The organism is Flavobacterium limnosediminis JC2902 (genome assembly GCF_000498535.1).
Classification (GTDB): Bacteria; Bacteroidota; Bacteroidia; order Flavobacteriales; family Flavobacteriaceae; genus Flavobacterium; species Flavobacterium limnosediminis.
The window spans coordinates 29,728-45,050 of sequence record NZ_AVGG01000003.1 but is presented as its reverse complement, the minus strand read 5'-3'; the positions used below and the strand labels follow the sequence as shown (position 1 = coordinate 45,050).

Here is a 15,323-nt window from a genome sequence, read left to right as displayed (position 1 = left end):
TTTATAATTGGTTTGCAATTCGTCTGATGCCACTGAATATATCAGCCGAGTTAAAATTTACAAGTAAGCCAAGTTTTTTATCCGTTAGTTTCAAATAAGTTGTGAGTTGTTTGAAATGTATAGGAGCTAAATCTTCAACCGATTTTAATTCTATGATTACTTTGTCTTCAACAAGTAAATCTATTCTAAAAGCCACATCTAATATGATGTCATCATAAGGCACAGAAATTTCCACTTGTCTTTGGACTTTCAAGTTCACTTTTGTTAATTCATGATATAAAGCACTTTCATAAACGGATTCAAGTAGTCCCGGACCAAGTTTTCTGTAAACTTTTGAAATTGCTCCTCTTACGGCGTATGATATTTCATTTTCTGTCATGGCTTTGATATTTATTTATAGTATGGATTGAATTAGATAGAAAATTTATTAGATTATTTTTCACGCAGACTTCGCAGATTTTCGCAGACTTTTTAATGTCAATATGCTTAATTCTATTTCTGCGCAAGTCAGCGAAGTCTTCGTGATTTTGTATTAGTAATTAAAACAATTATTCATACAAAAATGCCGTCAATGGACTTGATGCTACCGCTTTATTCCCGGTTTGTGCCAATTGTGCTTCATAAGCTTTTCGTCCGGCAATGACAGCTTCTCTGAAAGCTTCCGCCATCAATTTCGGATTTCCGGCCACGGCAATGGCGGTGTTGACCAAAACGGCATCGGCACCCATTTCCATGGCTCTTGCCGCGTGGGATGGTGCGCCAATTCCTGCATCCACAATTACGGGTACTTTACTTTGTTCAATTATGATTTCCAAAAAATCTTCGGTTTTTAATCCTTTGTTGCTTCCAATCGGAGAACCTAAGGGCATTACCGCTGAAGTTCCCGCATCTTCCAATCGTTTGCACAACACCGGATCGGCATGGATGTAAGGTAAGATGATAAAACCCAGTTTCGCCAGTTCTTCCGTGGCTTTCAGGGTTTCAATAGGGTCGGGTAGTAAATATTTCGGATCTGGGTGGATTTCAAGTTTCAGCCAGTTCGTTTCCAATGCTTCCCTCGCCAATTGAGCCGCAAAAATCGCTTCTTTCGCATTGCGTGCACCTGAAGTATTCGGCAATAAATTGATATGCGAATGGTTGATGTGGGATAAAATTGCATCGGTTTCGGTTTCCAGATCGACGCGTTTTAGGGCTACTGTAACCAATTCGCTTCCTGAGGCCAGGATCGCTTCTTCCATTTGTGGGTTGGAACCGAATTTTCCCGTTCCCAAAAACAAGCGCGAAGAAAAGGTTTTATCTGCTATTTTAAGTGTTGACATAGAGTTTTTCGTTGAGTTGTGTAATCAGTTGTGGGTTTTCGGTTATTAGTCCGGAAACGGCAATTCCGTGAAGACCTGTATCGATTAGGCTTTCAATATCATTCGATGCAATGCCGCCGATGGCATAAACGGGAATCTGAATGTTTTGTTCCTTGATTTTGCCGAGAATGTTTTGATAGCCTTCCAGACCTAAAATCGGACTCAGGTTTTCCTTGGTAGCAGTGAATCGGTAGGGGCCAAGTCCGATGTAATCACAGTTTTCTGTAGTGCGTTGCAAAATATCTTCCAGTGTATTTGCGGTTCCTCCAATGATTTTATGATTGCCTAATAAGGCTCGGGCATCTTTGACTTTCATGTCATTTAGTCCCAAATGCACCCCATCGGCATTGATTTGAAGTGCCAAATCGACTTTATCGTTGATGATGAGGGTTGCCAGATATTCTTCACAGAGCGTTTTTACCGCTTCCGCTAAAGCGAAAAGTTCTAACGAATTTCCGTTTTTAAACCGCAACTGAATCCAGTCACAGCCGTTGTCGAGCACCTTGTGGATGTTGTACAGTTGTTCGTCAACCGTAGTTCCCTGAGAAATGTACTGTAATTTGCTAAACATAATGGTATCCTAATAAAGTGGCGTTTGAGTTAAGGTATTTTTCGATATAGGTTTTGGCTTTCAGGGAGGCTAAAATGATATCATGTCCCAGACCGAGATTTGCTGTAATTGATGAAGACAAGACACAACCCGATCCGTGCTTTTCGGAAACGGCCATAAGTGTGCTGTTTAGTTTTGCACATTCCTCATCGAAATATAAGTAATCCACCCCTTTTTGATTGGGATTATGACCACCTTTGAGTAACACGAAACAATGTGTCGAGAGATTTTGCGCAATTTTTTCGGCAGAATTTTCAGAATCGGAAAGTTTCAGGATTTCGTTGTAATTTGGCGTTATCAAATCGATTTGCTGTAAAATCTCAATTAGTTCTGTTTGATTTTCTATGGTGGTGAATTCAAATTCGGTGGACGATTTCAGTACCGTGTCCCAAACAATTTTTGTTTTAGGCGACCTTTTTTTTATTTCGGTTACGATTTTTTTCAAATAAGCAAGTGAGGGGATAATTCCGATTTTTACGGCTTTGATATCGTAATTTCTAAAAAGCGTTTTTATCGAATCCAGCACGAAATCCAGCTCCGTCCATTGTATTTCATGGAATTTGTTTTCCGTTTGGATGGTATTACCGGTTGAAACGGCTAAACCATACACCTGATGCTGTTCGAATGTTTTGATATCTGATAAAATGCCGGCGCCACCTGATGGGTCGTGTCCGGCAATGGTTAAAACGAATGGGCGATTTGCTGACATTTTTTAAAATTTTCAATAGGGTTAGTACTGTGCCAAATGGTGCCTAAAAGAGCAACGTCATCAAAACCGTTTTCTAATGTTTGTTGAATGTTTTCTGATGAAAGACCTCCCAAAGCAACGAGTTTTGTTCTGAAATTGGTGCGTTTTTTTATTGCTTCGATTTGATTCGTTTCGGAAACATAATTTGGTTTTGAAATGCTTGGGTAAACTGGACTCACAAAGGCGTATTCAAAATCAGTTTCCAATGCGTTGAAAGCCTCGATACTATGTGTTGATGTGGAATAATACCTGATAGGTTTCCAAAATCTGTCAGGTATGGATTTTCTTTTCAATTCTGAATAATGAATCCGGTTGATTTCAAACTCTTCTGCCAAATGATGCTGACTGTGTAAAACCAGTCGGTCCTTAAATTCCGATCCTATTGCCAATACAAACAATTTCATTTCCGCCTCCGTAAAATCGGGTTTACGGATGTGCAGCAGTGATAATCCTTCTGCGAAAAGCGAATGGATAATGCTGATTTCGTTTGGAACGGGAATCGGATTGGTAATTACGATCATGTTTTTATTTTGGATGATAGAATATAGAGAATAGAAAAAAGACTGTAATTAGTTATTTGAAAAGTGTCTCAGGTCTATATTCTTTTCTCTATATTCTATGTTCTTCTTATAGATAAATTTCTTTACCACTTTCAACGAATTCCTCCGATTTGGCTTTCATTCCTTTTTCGGCTTCGGCGACATCGCGGATTTCCTGTGAGATTTTCATGGAACAGAATTTAGGTCCGCACATCGAACAGAAATGTGCCACTTTTGCGCCGTCCGCAGGCAGAGTTTCATCATGGAATTCTCTTGCGGTGTGCGGATCTAAGGCTAAATTAAACTGGTCTTCCCAGCGGAATTCGAAACGGGCTTTACTCAAGGCGTTGTCGCGGTATTGCGCTCCCGGATGTCCTTTGGCCAAGTCGGCGGCGTGGGCTGAGATTTTATAGGTGATCACGCCGTCTTTTACGTCTTTTTTGTTGGGTAAGCCTAAGTGTTCTTTCGGCGTTACGTAGCACAACATCGCACAGCCGTACCAGCCAATCATTGCTGCTCCGATGGCGGATGTGATGTGGTCGTAACCCGGAGCAATATCCGTAGTTAATGGGCCTAATGTATAGAAAGGTGCTTCGGAACAATGTTCCAACTGCTTGTCCATATTTTCTTTAATCATGTGCATCGGTACGTGTCCCGGACCTTCGATAAATACCTGTACGTCATGCTTCCAGGCAATTTTGGTTAATTCTCCCAAGGTTTCCAGTTCTGCGAATTGTGCGGCGTCATTGGCATCGGCGATGGAACCCGGTCGTAAGCCGTCACCCAATGAGAAAGCCACGTCGTATTGTTTCATGATTTCGCAGATTTCCTCGAAATGCGTGTAAAGGAAATTTTCCTTGTGGTGGAACAAACACCATTTTGCCATGATCGAACCGCCTCGGGACACGATTCCTGTAACGCGGTTGGCGGTTAAATGGATGTAACGCAATAAAACTCCGGCGTGAATGGTGAAATAGGAAACGCCTTGCTCGGCCTGTTCGATTAAGGTGTCGCGGAAAATTTCCCAGGTTAGATCTTCGGCTACCCCTTTTACTTTTTCCAAGGCTTGATAGATTGGTACGGTTCCGATGGGTACGGGTGAATTTCGGATAATCCATTCGCGGGTTTCGTGGATGTTTTTTCCGGTGGATAAATCCATAATGGTGTCGGCACCCCAACGACAAGCCCAAACGGCTTTTTCAACTTCTTCCTCGATGCTGGAGGTTACGGCGCTGTTTCCGATGTTGGCGTTGATTTTTACTAAGAAATTACGGCCCACAATCATCGGTTCGCTTTCCGGGTGGTTGATGTTGTTTGGAATGATGGCACGTCCGGCTGCGACTTCACTGCGCACAAATTCTGCTGTGATTTTGCTTTTTGGTGTGTTGGCCCCGAAACTGTGACCGGCATGTTGGCATTGCATTGCTTTTTGTGCCGTTTCCAATTGCTCGATGCGTTGGTTTTCACGGATGGCGATGTATTCCATTTCGGGAGTGATGATGCCTTTTTTTGCGTAATGTAATTGTGAGACATTTGCTCCTTTTTTAGCGCGCATCGGTTGGTGTAAATATTCGAAGCGTAGATGGTTTAGTTTTTCATCGTCAAGACGCTCTTTTCCGTAATCGGAGGTGATTTCGGTTAGTTCTTCCACGTCGTTTCGGTCCAGAATCCATTGTTCGCGGAGTCTTGGCAAGCCTTTTCGAACGTCGATTTCTATATTTGGGTCGGTGTAAGGTCCTGAAGTATCGTAAACCGTCACGGGCGGGTTTTTTTCGATGCCTCCGTTGGATAATTTGGTGTCGGAAAGTGTGATTTCGCGCATGGCGACTTTAATCGGGTGGATTTCCCCGTCGATGTAGACTTTTGTGGAATTGGGGAAGGGTTGTCTGGATATTTTTTCTTCTGAATTCATGTTTTTTTTTAGTTTCTAAGTGACTGAGTAACTGAGTTGCTGAGTTTTACTTTTGGGGATTATTGTTCTCTTGTATCTTGGTTTTTATTTTCACGCAGATTGCGCAGATTTTCGCAGATTTTGAGTCGCTTCTTTTCTTGTGGATTTGGTTGATTTCGTCTTTTTTCTTGTCTCTTGTTTCTATATTCTCTTCTCTGCCAGGGATGGGAGTGGAAAGCCCGTAAAGGCAAAAGCTGTAAAAAAACAAGTGCTGAAAGTAGCGACCAACGGAAGCTGCTTGCAGGGCTATGTTTTTAAGGCTTTTGACTGCGGACTTGGAACGTACAGCCCGCCCGTGCAGCCTAATAATCAACCTCCTTGTGTGGCTGTAATGATTAAAATGTCGTCGGTTTCGTTGAGGAGTGTGGTTTCCCAATTGGTTTTGGGAATGACGGTATTGTTTACGGCAAGCGCGATTCCGTTTTGTCTGTCGGGAAATTCGAGGTCAAGCAAAGCCTGTGCGGAAATACTTTCGCGGTCGAATTGTTTGTACTGGTTGTTGATTTTTAGTTCCATTCCTGTTGTTTTTAGCGACTTTAGGAATGGCTGCAAGGTGTACGCAATGGTACTATGAAGTCATCTTACTTTTCCCTACGCTAGTATTAACCAGATCAGGTTCAGAGGGTAAAATCTCAGCCTGCGTGTTGCAGACACCCCTAAAGTGAGACAAATGTATTAAAAATTATGAATTATCAGTTATGAATTTTGAGTTTTGAGTGAAGTCGTACTGAAAACTGAGACTGCGACTGAAAACTATTTCCTCGTCCAGCAGTCTTCCACATGATCATTCACCATTCCGGTGGCCTGCATGTGGGCATACACTACGGTGGAACCGACGAATTTGAAGCCGCGTTTTTTTAGGTCTTTGCTCAAGGCATCGGAGATTTCTGAAGTTGCGGGAACGTCTTTTAGGGTTAGAGGTTTGTTGTCAACAGGTTGATGATTTACGAAACCCCAGATGTATTCGGAGAAGGAGCCGAATTCCTTTTGAATTTCCATGAAGGCGATGGCGTTGGTAACGGCGGCTTTGATTTTTAACCCGTTTCGGATGATGCCGGCGTCCTGTTTTAGGGTTTCGATTTTGGTTTCGGAATAAGTGGCTACTTTTTTATAATCGAAATTGTCAAAGGCGTTGCGGAAATTTTCTCTTTTGGCTAAAACAGTATACCAACTTAGGCCGGCCTGAAAGGTTTCTAGAATCAGGAATTCAAATATTTTTTGATCGTCATAAATGGGAACGCCCCATTCCTGATCGTGGTAGTTGCGGTATAAATCGTCTTTTTCGCACCAGGCGCAGCGGTTTTTAAGATTCATCTTCTTTTCCTTTGAATCAAATATAATGTAAAACTTTTTTCAAAAGATGAAAAATATTTTGTTAATCGTGTATAACCAACAAATAAAAAGAGCAATCAGCGGGACTAATTGCTCTTTTTATATTTTTTTAAAGTAAACTAGTAAGGATTCTGCTCTTCTCTGCATGGACAAGGATCGCAAGGATCTTCTAAAACGACATCACCATGGTTTTCTATGTGCTTCTCCACAGCATTTGTGCTAATTGTTATTTTTTGAACATTGCCCGGATTTCCAGGAGGATAATGGCAGATGGTGACTTTATGCGCTTTGTCATTCTCTTTAGCGTTTGTGGTAAAGGCAAATGCAATCAGCACGGCACCCACAGCTCCCAATAATAATACATACTTTCTCATAATGCATAAATTTGATTGTTTAGGGGGTAAAATTAGCTAATATACTGTATATCAATCTGTTAAAAATTACATATTTGTTGAACTGCTCGAATTCTATGATGAAATGCACAATTTGGTTTTTAGTGCTTTTTTATTCAGGATTGGTACTATCTGTTTCGGGATTTGCGGTGTGCAAATATTTTTCAATTAGATAATGACCAAGATAGATAAGGGGTGTTAATGCAACGGCTAAGATTAATTTGAAGGTATATCCTGTAAAGGACATGTTGATGTATTGGCTGGTTGTGATTTTGCCTGTTAGCCAAAAGGCGATTCCGGAAACGATAAAGCTGTCGATGAGTTGCGAAATGACGGTAGAACCGGTGCTGCGAAGCCAAATCATTTTCTTTCCGGTTTTGTTGCGAAGGAACCAGAAAACGGTAACGTCGATAAGCTGTGAGACAAGAAAGGCAATAATACTCGCCACCATGATAAATAAACCCTGACCGAATACAGCGTAAAATTGTTCGTCGTTTACGGTTTCTGCGGTTTCAAAAGCCGGTATTTTGGTTCCGATGAAAAGTATGAGAATGCAATAGGCAATGAGTCCGGCGGTTATGAAGGATAATTTTTTTACACCATCGCGTCCGAAGTGTTCGTTGATGATGTCGGTAGTTATGAAGACGATGGGCCAGGGCAATATACCGATGCTCATGATGAATGGGCCAATCTGGATGAGTTTTCCTCCGGTGAGTTCGGCTACTATGGCGTTGGTGATGAAGAGGCCGGCTAGGATAATATAGACGATGTCTTTTTTGCTTTTGAACATTTTTTCAGGTGTAAACTCAAATGTACACCATTTCGGAGAATAAAAAAACCCCAATCTTGCGACCGGGGTTTGTATATTTATGTTCAGGATGGATTATCCTAAAGCCACACGTTTGAAACCTGTAACAGTTAAACCACCGTCAACCGATTTGATATAAGCGGCAACGCTCATAGAACCGTCTTTGATGAAGTCTTGGTTTACCAAAGTGTTGTCTTTGAAGAAACGTCCTAATTTACCTTTAGCGATGTTATCAATCATAGCTTCCGGTTTGCCTTCCTGACGTAACAAATCTTTAGCGATTTCGATTTCTTTTTCGATAGTTGCAGCATCAACACCAGCTTCGTCTAAAGCGATTGGGTTCATTGCAGCAGCTTGCATAGCTACGTTTTTAGCAGCTTCTTCGCCACCAGCAACGTTAGCGGATAAAGCAACTAAAGTAGCGATTTTTCCAGCGTGGATGTAAGATCCTACAAAAGCACCTTCTAAACGCTCGAACTGACCAACTTCAATTTTCTCACCGATAACACCAGTTTGCTCGATTAATTTTTCGTTAACTGTGATTCCACCGAAATCAGAAGCCAAGAAAGAATCTTTATCAGCATAGTTTAACGCTTGGTTAGCTAAATCTGTAGCTAATTTTACGAAACCTTCATTTTTACCTACGAAGTCAGTCTCACAGTTCAAAGTGATTACTACACCAGCCGTTTTGTCACCGTTTACCACAGCGATAGCAGCACCTTCTGTAGATTCTCTATCAGAACGGTTTGCAGCTACTTTTTGACCTTTTTTACGTAAGTTCTCGATTGCTAAATCGAAATCCCCATCAGCTTCCACTAATGCTTTTTTACAATCCATCATACCAGCTCCGGTGATGGTTCTTAATTTATTTACGTCTGCAGCAGTTATTGTTGCCATTTTGTATAAAATTTAAATTGTGTTAAAAGTAAAAATTCCAAATCTTAAAATCCAAATTCCAAAGTTTTCAAATCATCAACTGAATGTTATTGATTTTGTTTGGAGCCCGGAATTTAAAATTTGGAATTTAATGTTTATTTATTCTTCAGTTGAAGTTGTAGCTTCAGTTTGAGCTGCTGCTACTTCTCCAGCCGGTTGCTCATCTTTGTCAGATTTTCTATCAGAAAGTCCTTCGATGATTGCGCCAGATACTAAAGATAAAACTTTGTCGATTGATTTTGAAGCATCATCGTTTGCCGGGATAACGAAATCAACCTGACGTGGGTCAGAGTTGGTATCTACCATAGCGAAAACTGGAATGTTTAATTTTTGAGCTTCTTTAACAGCGATGTGTTCTGCTTTGATATCCACAACGAATAACGCAGCCGGAAGTCTTGTCATGTCTGCAATAGAACCTAAGTTCTTCTCTAATTTCGCACGTAAACGATCTACTTGTAAACGCTCTTTTTTAGATAATGTCATGAAAGTACCGTCTTTCTTCATTTTATCGATAGAAGCCATTTTCTTAACAGCTTTACGGATAGTTACGAAGTTAGTCAACATACCACCTGGCCATCTTTCAGTGATGTACGGCATGTTAGCTGCTGCAGCTTTTTCTGCAACGATATCTTTTGCTTGTTTTTTGGTAGCTACGAAAAGTACTTTTCTACCAGATGCAGCGATTTTTTTCAAAGCTTCATTAGCCTCTTCAATTTTAGCTGCAGTTTTATATAGATTGATAATGTGAATACCATTACGCTCCATATAGATGTAAGGAGCCATGTTTGGGTCCCATTTTCTAGTCATGTGTCCGAAGTGAACACCTGCTTCTAGTAATTCTTTAACTTCTACTTTGTTTGCCATTTTGTAATAGTTTACGTTCTTGTGTATTAGCAATGATTTAGTAGCGATTGTCTCGGTCTTAACCATTTAGATGCTAAACTAATTCCTGCCTCAGCAGGAGAGCAACAAAAACTTAGTGTTTTTAAATAATAATAAATATTAACGTTTAGAGAATTGGAATCTCTTACGAGCTTTCTTCTGACCGAATTTCTTACGCTCAACCATACGAGGGTCACGAGTAAGTAAACCTTCTGGTTTCAAGATAGCTCTGTTTTCAACTTCCACTTCGCACATTGCTCTTGCGATAGCCATACGAACAGCCTCAGCTTGTCCAGTAGTACCACCACCGTATACATTAACTTTTACGTCAAAGTTTGATGCGTTCTCAGTCATGGAAAGAGGTTGCATTACTTTGTACTGTAATGTAGCAGTTGGGAAGTAAGTTGTAAATTCTTTTTTGTTTACGGTAATGTTTCCTGTTCCTTCTGAAACATAAACACGTGCCACAGCACATTTTCTTCTACCGATTTTGTGAATAACTCCCATTACTTAAGATCGTTTAAGTTTACAGTTTTTGGTTTTTGAGCCTCATGTTTGTGCTCAGAACCAACATTTACATTCAAATTACGGAATAACTCAGCACCTAATTTGTTTTTAGGAAGCATTCCTTTTACAGCTTTTTCTACCAATAATGCAGGGTTTTTTTGTTGCATTACTTTAGCAGTTAAACTTCTTTGTCCACCTGGATAACCTGTGTGACGGATGTACGTTTTGTCATCCAACTTGTTACCTGTTAGGTTGATTTTCTCTGCGTTAATAACGATTACGTTATCTCCACAGTCCACATGCGGTGTATAACTTGGCTTGTACTTACCTCTTAAGATCATAGCGACTTTAGAAGCAAGACGACCTAAGTTATGACCTTCAGCATCTACCACGATCCACTCTTTCTGAGCAGTCGCTTTGTTTGCTGATACTGTCTTGTAGCTTAAATTGTCCACGTTTTTTTATTTTAATTAAACATTCCATTCCCAATAAAGGGAGTGCAAAAGTACAATTATTTATTTATTATACAAATGCCAGAGGGATAATTTTATAAGTTGATTGTCAGGCGAGTAGTTGAATATGAGATTTCTATGCGATAAAAATTATTCTTTAGCGAACTTAATTTCCATTCCGCCCTGCTTTAAGAGCATGGTTTTATCGCCGAAAGTCATGTTTACACCGGCCGCATCGAACACGAATTCGGTTTCGCTTACGGCATTTAAAGGGAAGGCGCCCTGCCCGGTGGCTTGTGCTATAAGTTGACCTTTGTCAGTTTTAATGTTGATTTTGAGCGGAATTTCTTTTGAGGCATATGTTCCTTCGTACGATTTCAGGATTTTTTCATCGACTTTAAACGATTTCAGATTCGGAAACGCATACGGCATTTTGTAGTAAATGCTCAGAATTCCGATCATGATGTCGTTTCGGTTATAATTGTCACCATTCACAATAAGGGAAATGCCTAATTTTTCTGTCGGATAATAGCCTACCACGGATTTGAATCCTTCTATTCCTCCGGTATGACCAAAGAATTTGCGCTCGCCGAAAGGAAAAGTCACCAAGCCGATGCCGTAACTTTCTTTTAGTTGCGTCATTTCATCCACGGATGAGGGTTTCAGTAATTTTCCGTTGAAGATGCCACGCATAAGGGCAGTTAAGTCGTTCGCGGTTGAGGAAATGGCTCCTGCTGAAAACGGAAGTGACATATCCCATTCCGGGATGACTTCCCATTGGTCGCCTTTATACATATAGGATGGAATCTCATTTCGCTTTGGATCCACATTATCCACCATATAAGTGTTTTTCAGTTTTAACCTGTCGATAATTCTGGTTTTCAGATTGGTTTTATACGGTGTCTTGGTAATTTCTTCGATAATACAGCCCAAAATGTAATAATTGGAGTTGCTGTATTCTGCTTTGGAATTGGGTTCGAAAACCGGTTTGTAAGCAGCTATTTTACTCAGCATGTCTTTCTTGGATATTTTTACCATCATGTTTGTGGTACTGTCGGCATTCACATAATCCACAATTCCGGATCGGTGACGTAACAAATCATTGATAGTGATTTTGTCGGCATTTGGAATTTGCGGATAAAATTTCGAAAGTTTGTCTTCGAGTTTCAGCCTTTTTTCTTCCGCCAATTGCATGATCATTACCGCCGTAAAAGTTTTGGTAACCGAACCGATTTTGTATTTCGTATTCTTATTGGGTTGTTCTTCTTTCTTAGTCGTTGGCAATCCATACGCTTTTTCATAAACCACATTGTCGCCTTCACGGATGCTGATTTGTCCCATAAATCGGTTGTTATGGTTCAGATAACTGAGCAAACTGTCAATTTTTCTGAAACGGGCATTTTCCTGAGCGGTGATTGTCAGTGAAAATATTGCCGTAAGGATTAGAAATAGTTTTTTCATGTTTTTTTATTGTTTTTTGATTTTCTGAAATTCGATGTAAGATTACATTTTCGGAATTATGCTCATAACGAAGATAATTCCCATAAAAGTATAAAATTGTGCTTTACCTTTTAAAAGAAAAGTCAGTATGATGAGTAATTCATTTATAAACCGAAGATTTCCTGTGGTGTTTCATCCTTTACTGCTTTAAAAAGGCATTCAAGGTTTATGATGTTTAGATAAATATCTGATTATTATCTTGGATTTAGAAAGGCTGATGTAAAAAGTAAACCCGACAGATTTTGAAAACTTGTCGGGTTTTTTAATTGTGAGTTCCTGTTTTATGAGATTTCTCCTTCCGTCGAAATGACAGTCTGCGAGTTTCTGTAAACTGACCACTGCGACTGAATACTGCTTAATGCGCTTCCAACCAGTCTCTTCCTGTGCCCATATCCACGTCCAATGGAACATTCAGTTTGAATGCATTCTCCATTTCGTGTTTGATCATCGGTTTGATTTTTTCCAATTCACTATTGTGAACGTCAAAAACAAGCTCATCGTGTACCTGAAGCAACATTTTTGATTGCCAGTTTTCGGAAATCAACTTTTTATGGATATTAATCATTGCAATTTTGATGATATCGGCAGCACTTCCCTGAATCGGGGCGTTCACGGCATTTCGCTCGGCAGCACCACGGACCACGGCATTAGCGGAATTGATGTCTTTCAGATAACGACGGCGACCGGAAACGGTTTGTACATAGCCATGACTTCTTGCAAATTCAATCTGTTCCTGAATGTACTCGCGTAATCGTGGATAGGTTTTGTAATACGCGTCAATCAATGCGGCACTTTCGCTTCGGGATAAATTCGTCTGGTTGCTGAGTCCGAAAGCCGAAACCCCGTAAATGATCCCGAAGTTAACGGTTTTAGCGTGGCTACGCTGTTCTTTGGTGACTTCTTCCAAAGGTACGTTGAATACTTTTGCTGCTGTACTTCTGTGGATATCTTCGCCGTGCTGAAACGCCTTAATCATGTTTTCCTCACCACTCATCGCGGCAATGACGCGCAATTCAATCTGCGAATAGTCGGCAGAAAGCAGTGTGTAATTTTCATCTTTCGCGATAAATGCTTTTCTAATCAATCGGCCTCTTTCGGTACGGATAGGGATGTTCTGTAAGTTCGGATTGTTTGAACTCAAACGTCCGGTTGCGGCCACGGTTTGCATGTAATCGGTGTGAACGCGGTTGGTTTTTTTATCTACTTGTTCCGGCAAGGAAATGATGTAAGTGCTCTGCAATTTCACCATCTGGCGCCACTCGAGAATCTGTTTTACGATTTCGTGTTCGTTGGCCAGATAACTTAGGACTTCTTCGCCGGTGGCATACTGTCCGGTTTTGGTTTTCTTTTGTTTGGCTCCACCGATTTTCATCTTGTCAAAAAGTACTTCGCCCAATTGTTTCGGGGAAGCCAGATTGAATTTCTCACCAGCTGTTTCATAAATCTGTTGTTCCAGCGTTTTGATTTCGACATCCATATCTTTCGACATTGCTTTCAGATAATCGACATCCAGACGGATTCCTTCACGCTCCATATCAGCAAGGACTTCGATTAACGGAATCTCGATTTCTTCGAAAAGTTTTTTGGTGCCGGTACTGTCGAGTTTTGGATCGAAAACTTCTTTCAGTTGTAAGGTGATGTCGGCATCTTCGGCGGCATATTCCTTAATGTCTTCCAAAGCCACATCACGCATCGATTTCTGGTTTTTTCCTTTTTTACCGATTAGAGTTTCAATCGATTTTGGAGAATATTTAAGATAGGTTTCCGATAAAACGTCCATGTTGTGACGCATGTCGGGGTTAATCAGATAATGGGCAATCATCGTGTCGAAAAGTTTTCCTTTCACGGTGACTCCATAATTGGCTAGTATTTTTAAGTCGTATTTGATGTTCTGACCGATTTTTTCAATTTCTTCATTTTCGAAAAACGGAACCACTTTTTCCAGTAAGGTTTTGGCTTCGTCCTGATCTTCCGGAAACGGAATGTAAAATGCTTTTCCCTTTTCCCAGGAGAACGACATACCAACGAGTTCGGCATTCAGGGCGTCAATTCCGGTGGTTTCGGTGTCAAAACATACCGACTTCTGCTGCAATAAGGTTTGCATGAACAGTTGAACGCCTAAATTTCCCTGTACCACTTCATAGTGGTGGTTGGTGTTTTCCAGTGTATTGTAGTAACTGTGGTGGCCTTCCGGTGTTTCGCTGTCACCACTGTCAAAAAGCGAAAACTGATCTTCGTTTTTGGCGGTTTTCTTAGCGGCCGGTTTCGGTGTTCCGTCTCCGTTTATGGTGTTTACTTCGTCGTATTCTTTTCCGCCGCTGAACAATTTGTCAAATTGGGTTTTCATCTGACGGAATTCCAATTCGATGAAAAGTGCATCAGTTTTCTCTACATCGGGTTTGGATAATTCGTAGTCGGTTTCGTTAAACGTTACCGGACAGTCGAGTAGGATGGTTGCGAGTTTTTTGGACAAAATCCCTTTCTCTTTGTTGGCTTCGATTTTTTCTTTCAGAGCGCCTTTCAATTTATCGGTATTGTCCAATAGGTTTTCCATGGAACCGAATTCCGCCAGCAATTTCTTCGCTGTTTTTTCGCCCACACCTGGTAATCCCGGAATGTTATCGACGGCATCGCCCATCATTCCCAAAAAGTCAATGACCTGTAGCGGATGTTCGACTTCAAATTTTGCCTGAACTTCGGGTATTCCCCAGATTTCTATATCGTTACCCATACGGGCCGGTCGGTACATGAAAATGTTTTCGGAAACTAATTGTCCGAAATCTTTATCGGGTGTCACCATAAAAACCTGATAGCCTTGCTTTTCAGCTTGTTTCGAAAGCGTTCCGATTAAATCATCGGCTTCGTATCCGGCTTCTTCAATGATAGGGATGTGCATGGCACGTAAAATTTCCTGAATGTATGGAACGGCTATTTTTATCGCTTCGGGAGTGGCATCGCGATTGGCTTTGTATTCCGGGAACATCTCATTTCTGAAATCACTTCCGCCTTTATCGAAGGCTACTGCCAAATGATCCGGTTTTTCACGTTTAATGACGTCAATCAGCGAATTCATGAATCCCAATACGGCCGAAGTGTCGACACCTTTGGAATTGATTCGCGGATTTTTGATGAAAGCATAGTATCCGCGGAAGATTAAGGCATAGGCATCTAAGAGAAAAAGACGTTTTTGTTGTGACATGATTTTGAAAAATTTAGCAGGTAAAAATACGTAAAGTGATAAGATTAATCTAAAACTTGAGTTCCAAATCAATCGCTGCGTTAAAATTAATCTAATTTATGTTCGCTAA

Annotated in this window: 16 protein-coding genes and 1 riboswitch; all 16 genes read right to left on the bottom strand. The window is 40.8% G+C overall.

The genetic code is table 11. The features are described from left to right. Position 1: 1 nt before the first annotated feature. Positions 2 to 379: a GxxExxY protein gene (locus tag FLJC2902T_RS04775; protein WP_035677293.1), complete on the bottom strand. Its 378-nt coding sequence runs from the start codon at positions 377 to 379 to the stop codon at positions 2 to 4. A 169-nt stretch (positions 380 to 548) separates the two neighbouring features. Further along, positions 549 to 1,319, bottom strand: a complete 771-nt coding sequence (locus tag FLJC2902T_RS04770) for a thiazole synthase (RefSeq protein ID WP_035677291.1) — start codon at positions 1,317 to 1,319, stop codon at positions 549 to 551. Beyond that, the gene (locus FLJC2902T_RS04765; protein ID WP_035677289.1) at positions 1,306 to 1,929 is read right to left on the bottom strand and encodes a thiamine phosphate synthase; all 624 of its coding nucleotides are present in this window, start codon (positions 1,927 to 1,929) and stop codon (positions 1,306 to 1,308) included. Before FLJC2902T_RS04765 ends, FLJC2902T_RS04770 begins: the two co-directional genes overlap by 14 nt. Further along, on the bottom strand, positions 1,922 to 2,677 hold the full coding sequence (locus FLJC2902T_RS04760; RefSeq protein ID WP_035677288.1) for a hydroxymethylpyrimidine/phosphomethylpyrimidine kinase: 756 nt from the start codon (positions 2,675 to 2,677) through the stop codon (positions 1,922 to 1,924). The genes FLJC2902T_RS04765 and FLJC2902T_RS04760 overlap by 8 nt, the downstream gene beginning before the upstream one ends. Next, complete coding sequence (locus FLJC2902T_RS04755) at positions 2,650 to 3,237, bottom strand: thiamine phosphate synthase (protein ID WP_023578636.1); 588 nt, start codon at positions 3,235 to 3,237, stop codon at positions 2,650 to 2,652. The genes FLJC2902T_RS04760 and FLJC2902T_RS04755 overlap by 28 nt, the downstream gene beginning before the upstream one ends. Before the next feature lie 106 nt (positions 3,238 to 3,343). Continuing rightward, entirely contained in the window at positions 3,344 to 5,167 is a 1,824-nt protein-coding gene (gene thiC, locus FLJC2902T_RS04750; RefSeq protein WP_023578635.1) for a phosphomethylpyrimidine synthase ThiC, read from the bottom strand. Positions 5,168 to 5,515: 348 nt separating this feature from the next. Further along, positions 5,516 to 5,722, bottom strand: coding sequence for a sulfur carrier protein ThiS (gene thiS / locus FLJC2902T_RS04740; protein WP_023578634.1), 207 nt, complete (start codon positions 5,720 to 5,722; stop codon positions 5,516 to 5,518). Positions 5,723 to 5,777: 55 nt separating this feature from the next. Next, a riboswitch (TPP riboswitch) is annotated at positions 5,778 to 5,874 on the bottom strand. A gap of 85 nt (positions 5,875 to 5,959) precedes the next feature. Then, positions 5,960 to 6,520 (bottom strand): DNA-3-methyladenine glycosylase I, encoded by a 561-nt coding sequence (locus FLJC2902T_RS04735; RefSeq protein WP_023578633.1) that lies wholly within the window; start codon positions 6,518 to 6,520, stop codon positions 5,960 to 5,962. 137 nt (positions 6,521 to 6,657) lie between these two features. After that, positions 6,658 to 6,912 (bottom strand): hypothetical protein, encoded by a 255-nt coding sequence (locus tag FLJC2902T_RS04730; RefSeq protein WP_023578632.1) that lies wholly within the window; start codon positions 6,910 to 6,912, stop codon positions 6,658 to 6,660. A 130-nt stretch (positions 6,913 to 7,042) separates the two neighbouring features. Next, positions 7,043 to 7,720, bottom strand: coding sequence for a queuosine precursor transporter (locus tag FLJC2902T_RS04725; protein ID WP_023578631.1), 678 nt, complete (start codon positions 7,718 to 7,720; stop codon positions 7,043 to 7,045). Positions 7,721 to 7,813: 93 nt separating this feature from the next. Further along, complete coding sequence (gene tsf / locus FLJC2902T_RS04720) at positions 7,814 to 8,635, bottom strand: translation elongation factor Ts (RefSeq protein WP_023578630.1); 822 nt, start codon at positions 8,633 to 8,635, stop codon at positions 7,814 to 7,816. Between the two features lie 138 nt (positions 8,636 to 8,773). After that, positions 8,774 to 9,538, bottom strand: coding sequence for a 30S ribosomal protein S2 (gene rpsB, locus FLJC2902T_RS04715; protein ID WP_023578628.1), 765 nt, complete (start codon positions 9,536 to 9,538; stop codon positions 8,774 to 8,776). A 138-nt stretch (positions 9,539 to 9,676) separates the two neighbouring features. Continuing rightward, entirely contained in the window at positions 9,677 to 10,063 is a 387-nt protein-coding gene (rpsI, locus tag FLJC2902T_RS04710; protein WP_035677283.1) for a 30S ribosomal protein S9, read from the bottom strand. After that, positions 10,063 to 10,518 carry a 50S ribosomal protein L13 gene (gene rplM / locus FLJC2902T_RS04705; RefSeq protein ID WP_023578626.1) on the bottom strand — a complete coding sequence of 152 codons (456 nt, stop codon included), beginning with the start codon at positions 10,516 to 10,518 and terminating at the stop codon, positions 10,063 to 10,065. Before rplM ends, rpsI begins: the two co-directional genes overlap by 1 nt. Positions 10,519 to 10,665: 147 nt before the next feature. Then, positions 10,666 to 11,976 carry a serine hydrolase domain-containing protein gene (locus FLJC2902T_RS04700; protein ID WP_023578625.1) on the bottom strand — a complete coding sequence of 437 codons (1,311 nt, stop codon included), beginning with the start codon at positions 11,974 to 11,976 and terminating at the stop codon, positions 10,666 to 10,668. 394 nt (positions 11,977 to 12,370) lie between these two features. Further along, a complete protein-coding gene (gene polA / locus FLJC2902T_RS04695; RefSeq protein ID WP_023578624.1) occupies positions 12,371 to 15,214 on the bottom strand; it encodes a DNA polymerase I in 2,844 nt (947 codons plus the stop codon). Positions 15,215 to 15,323 lie beyond the last annotated feature (109 nt).

Coding starts and splice junctions, on each gene's coding strand:
- FLJC2902T_RS04760 (WP_035677288.1), bottom strand. CDS start 2,677: ATGTCAGCAAATCGCCCATTCGTTTTAACCATTGCCGGACACGACCCA.
- polA (WP_023578624.1), bottom strand. CDS start 15,214: ATGTCACAACAAAAACGTCTTTTTCTCTTAGATGCCTATGCCTTAATC.
- FLJC2902T_RS04735 (WP_023578633.1), bottom strand. CDS start 6,520: ATGAATCTTAAAAACCGCTGCGCCTGGTGCGAAAAAGACGATTTATAC.
- FLJC2902T_RS04725 (WP_023578631.1), bottom strand. CDS start 7,720: ATGTTCAAAAGCAAAAAAGACATCGTCTATATTATCCTAGCCGGCCTC.
- tsf (WP_023578630.1), bottom strand. CDS start 8,635: ATGGCAACAATAACTGCTGCAGACGTAAATAAATTAAGAACCATCACC.
- thiC (WP_023578635.1), bottom strand. CDS start 5,167: ATGAATTCAGAAGAAAAAATATCCAGACAACCCTTCCCCAATTCCACA.
- thiS (WP_023578634.1), bottom strand. CDS start 5,722: ATGGAACTAAAAATCAACAACCAGTACAAACAATTCGACCGCGAAAGT.
- FLJC2902T_RS04765 (WP_035677289.1), bottom strand. CDS start 1,929: ATGTTTAGCAAATTACAGTACATTTCTCAGGGAACTACGGTTGACGAA.
- FLJC2902T_RS04775 (WP_035677293.1), bottom strand. CDS start 379: ATGACAGAAAATGAAATATCATACGCCGTAAGAGGAGCAATTTCAAAA.
- FLJC2902T_RS04755 (WP_023578636.1), bottom strand. CDS start 3,237: ATGATCGTAATTACCAATCCGATTCCCGTTCCAAACGAAATCAGCATT.
- FLJC2902T_RS04700 (WP_023578625.1), bottom strand. CDS start 11,976: ATGAAAAAACTATTTCTAATCCTTACGGCAATATTTTCACTGACAATC.
- FLJC2902T_RS04770 (WP_035677291.1), bottom strand. CDS start 1,319: ATGTCAACACTTAAAATAGCAGATAAAACCTTTTCTTCGCGCTTGTTT.
- rpsI (WP_035677283.1), bottom strand. CDS start 10,063: ATGGGAGTTATTCACAAAATCGGTAGAAGAAAATGTGCTGTGGCACGT.
- rpsB (WP_023578628.1), bottom strand. CDS start 9,538: ATGGCAAACAAAGTAGAAGTTAAAGAATTACTAGAAGCAGGTGTTCAC.
- FLJC2902T_RS04730 (WP_023578632.1), bottom strand. CDS start 6,912: ATGAGAAAGTATGTATTATTATTGGGAGCTGTGGGTGCCGTGCTGATT.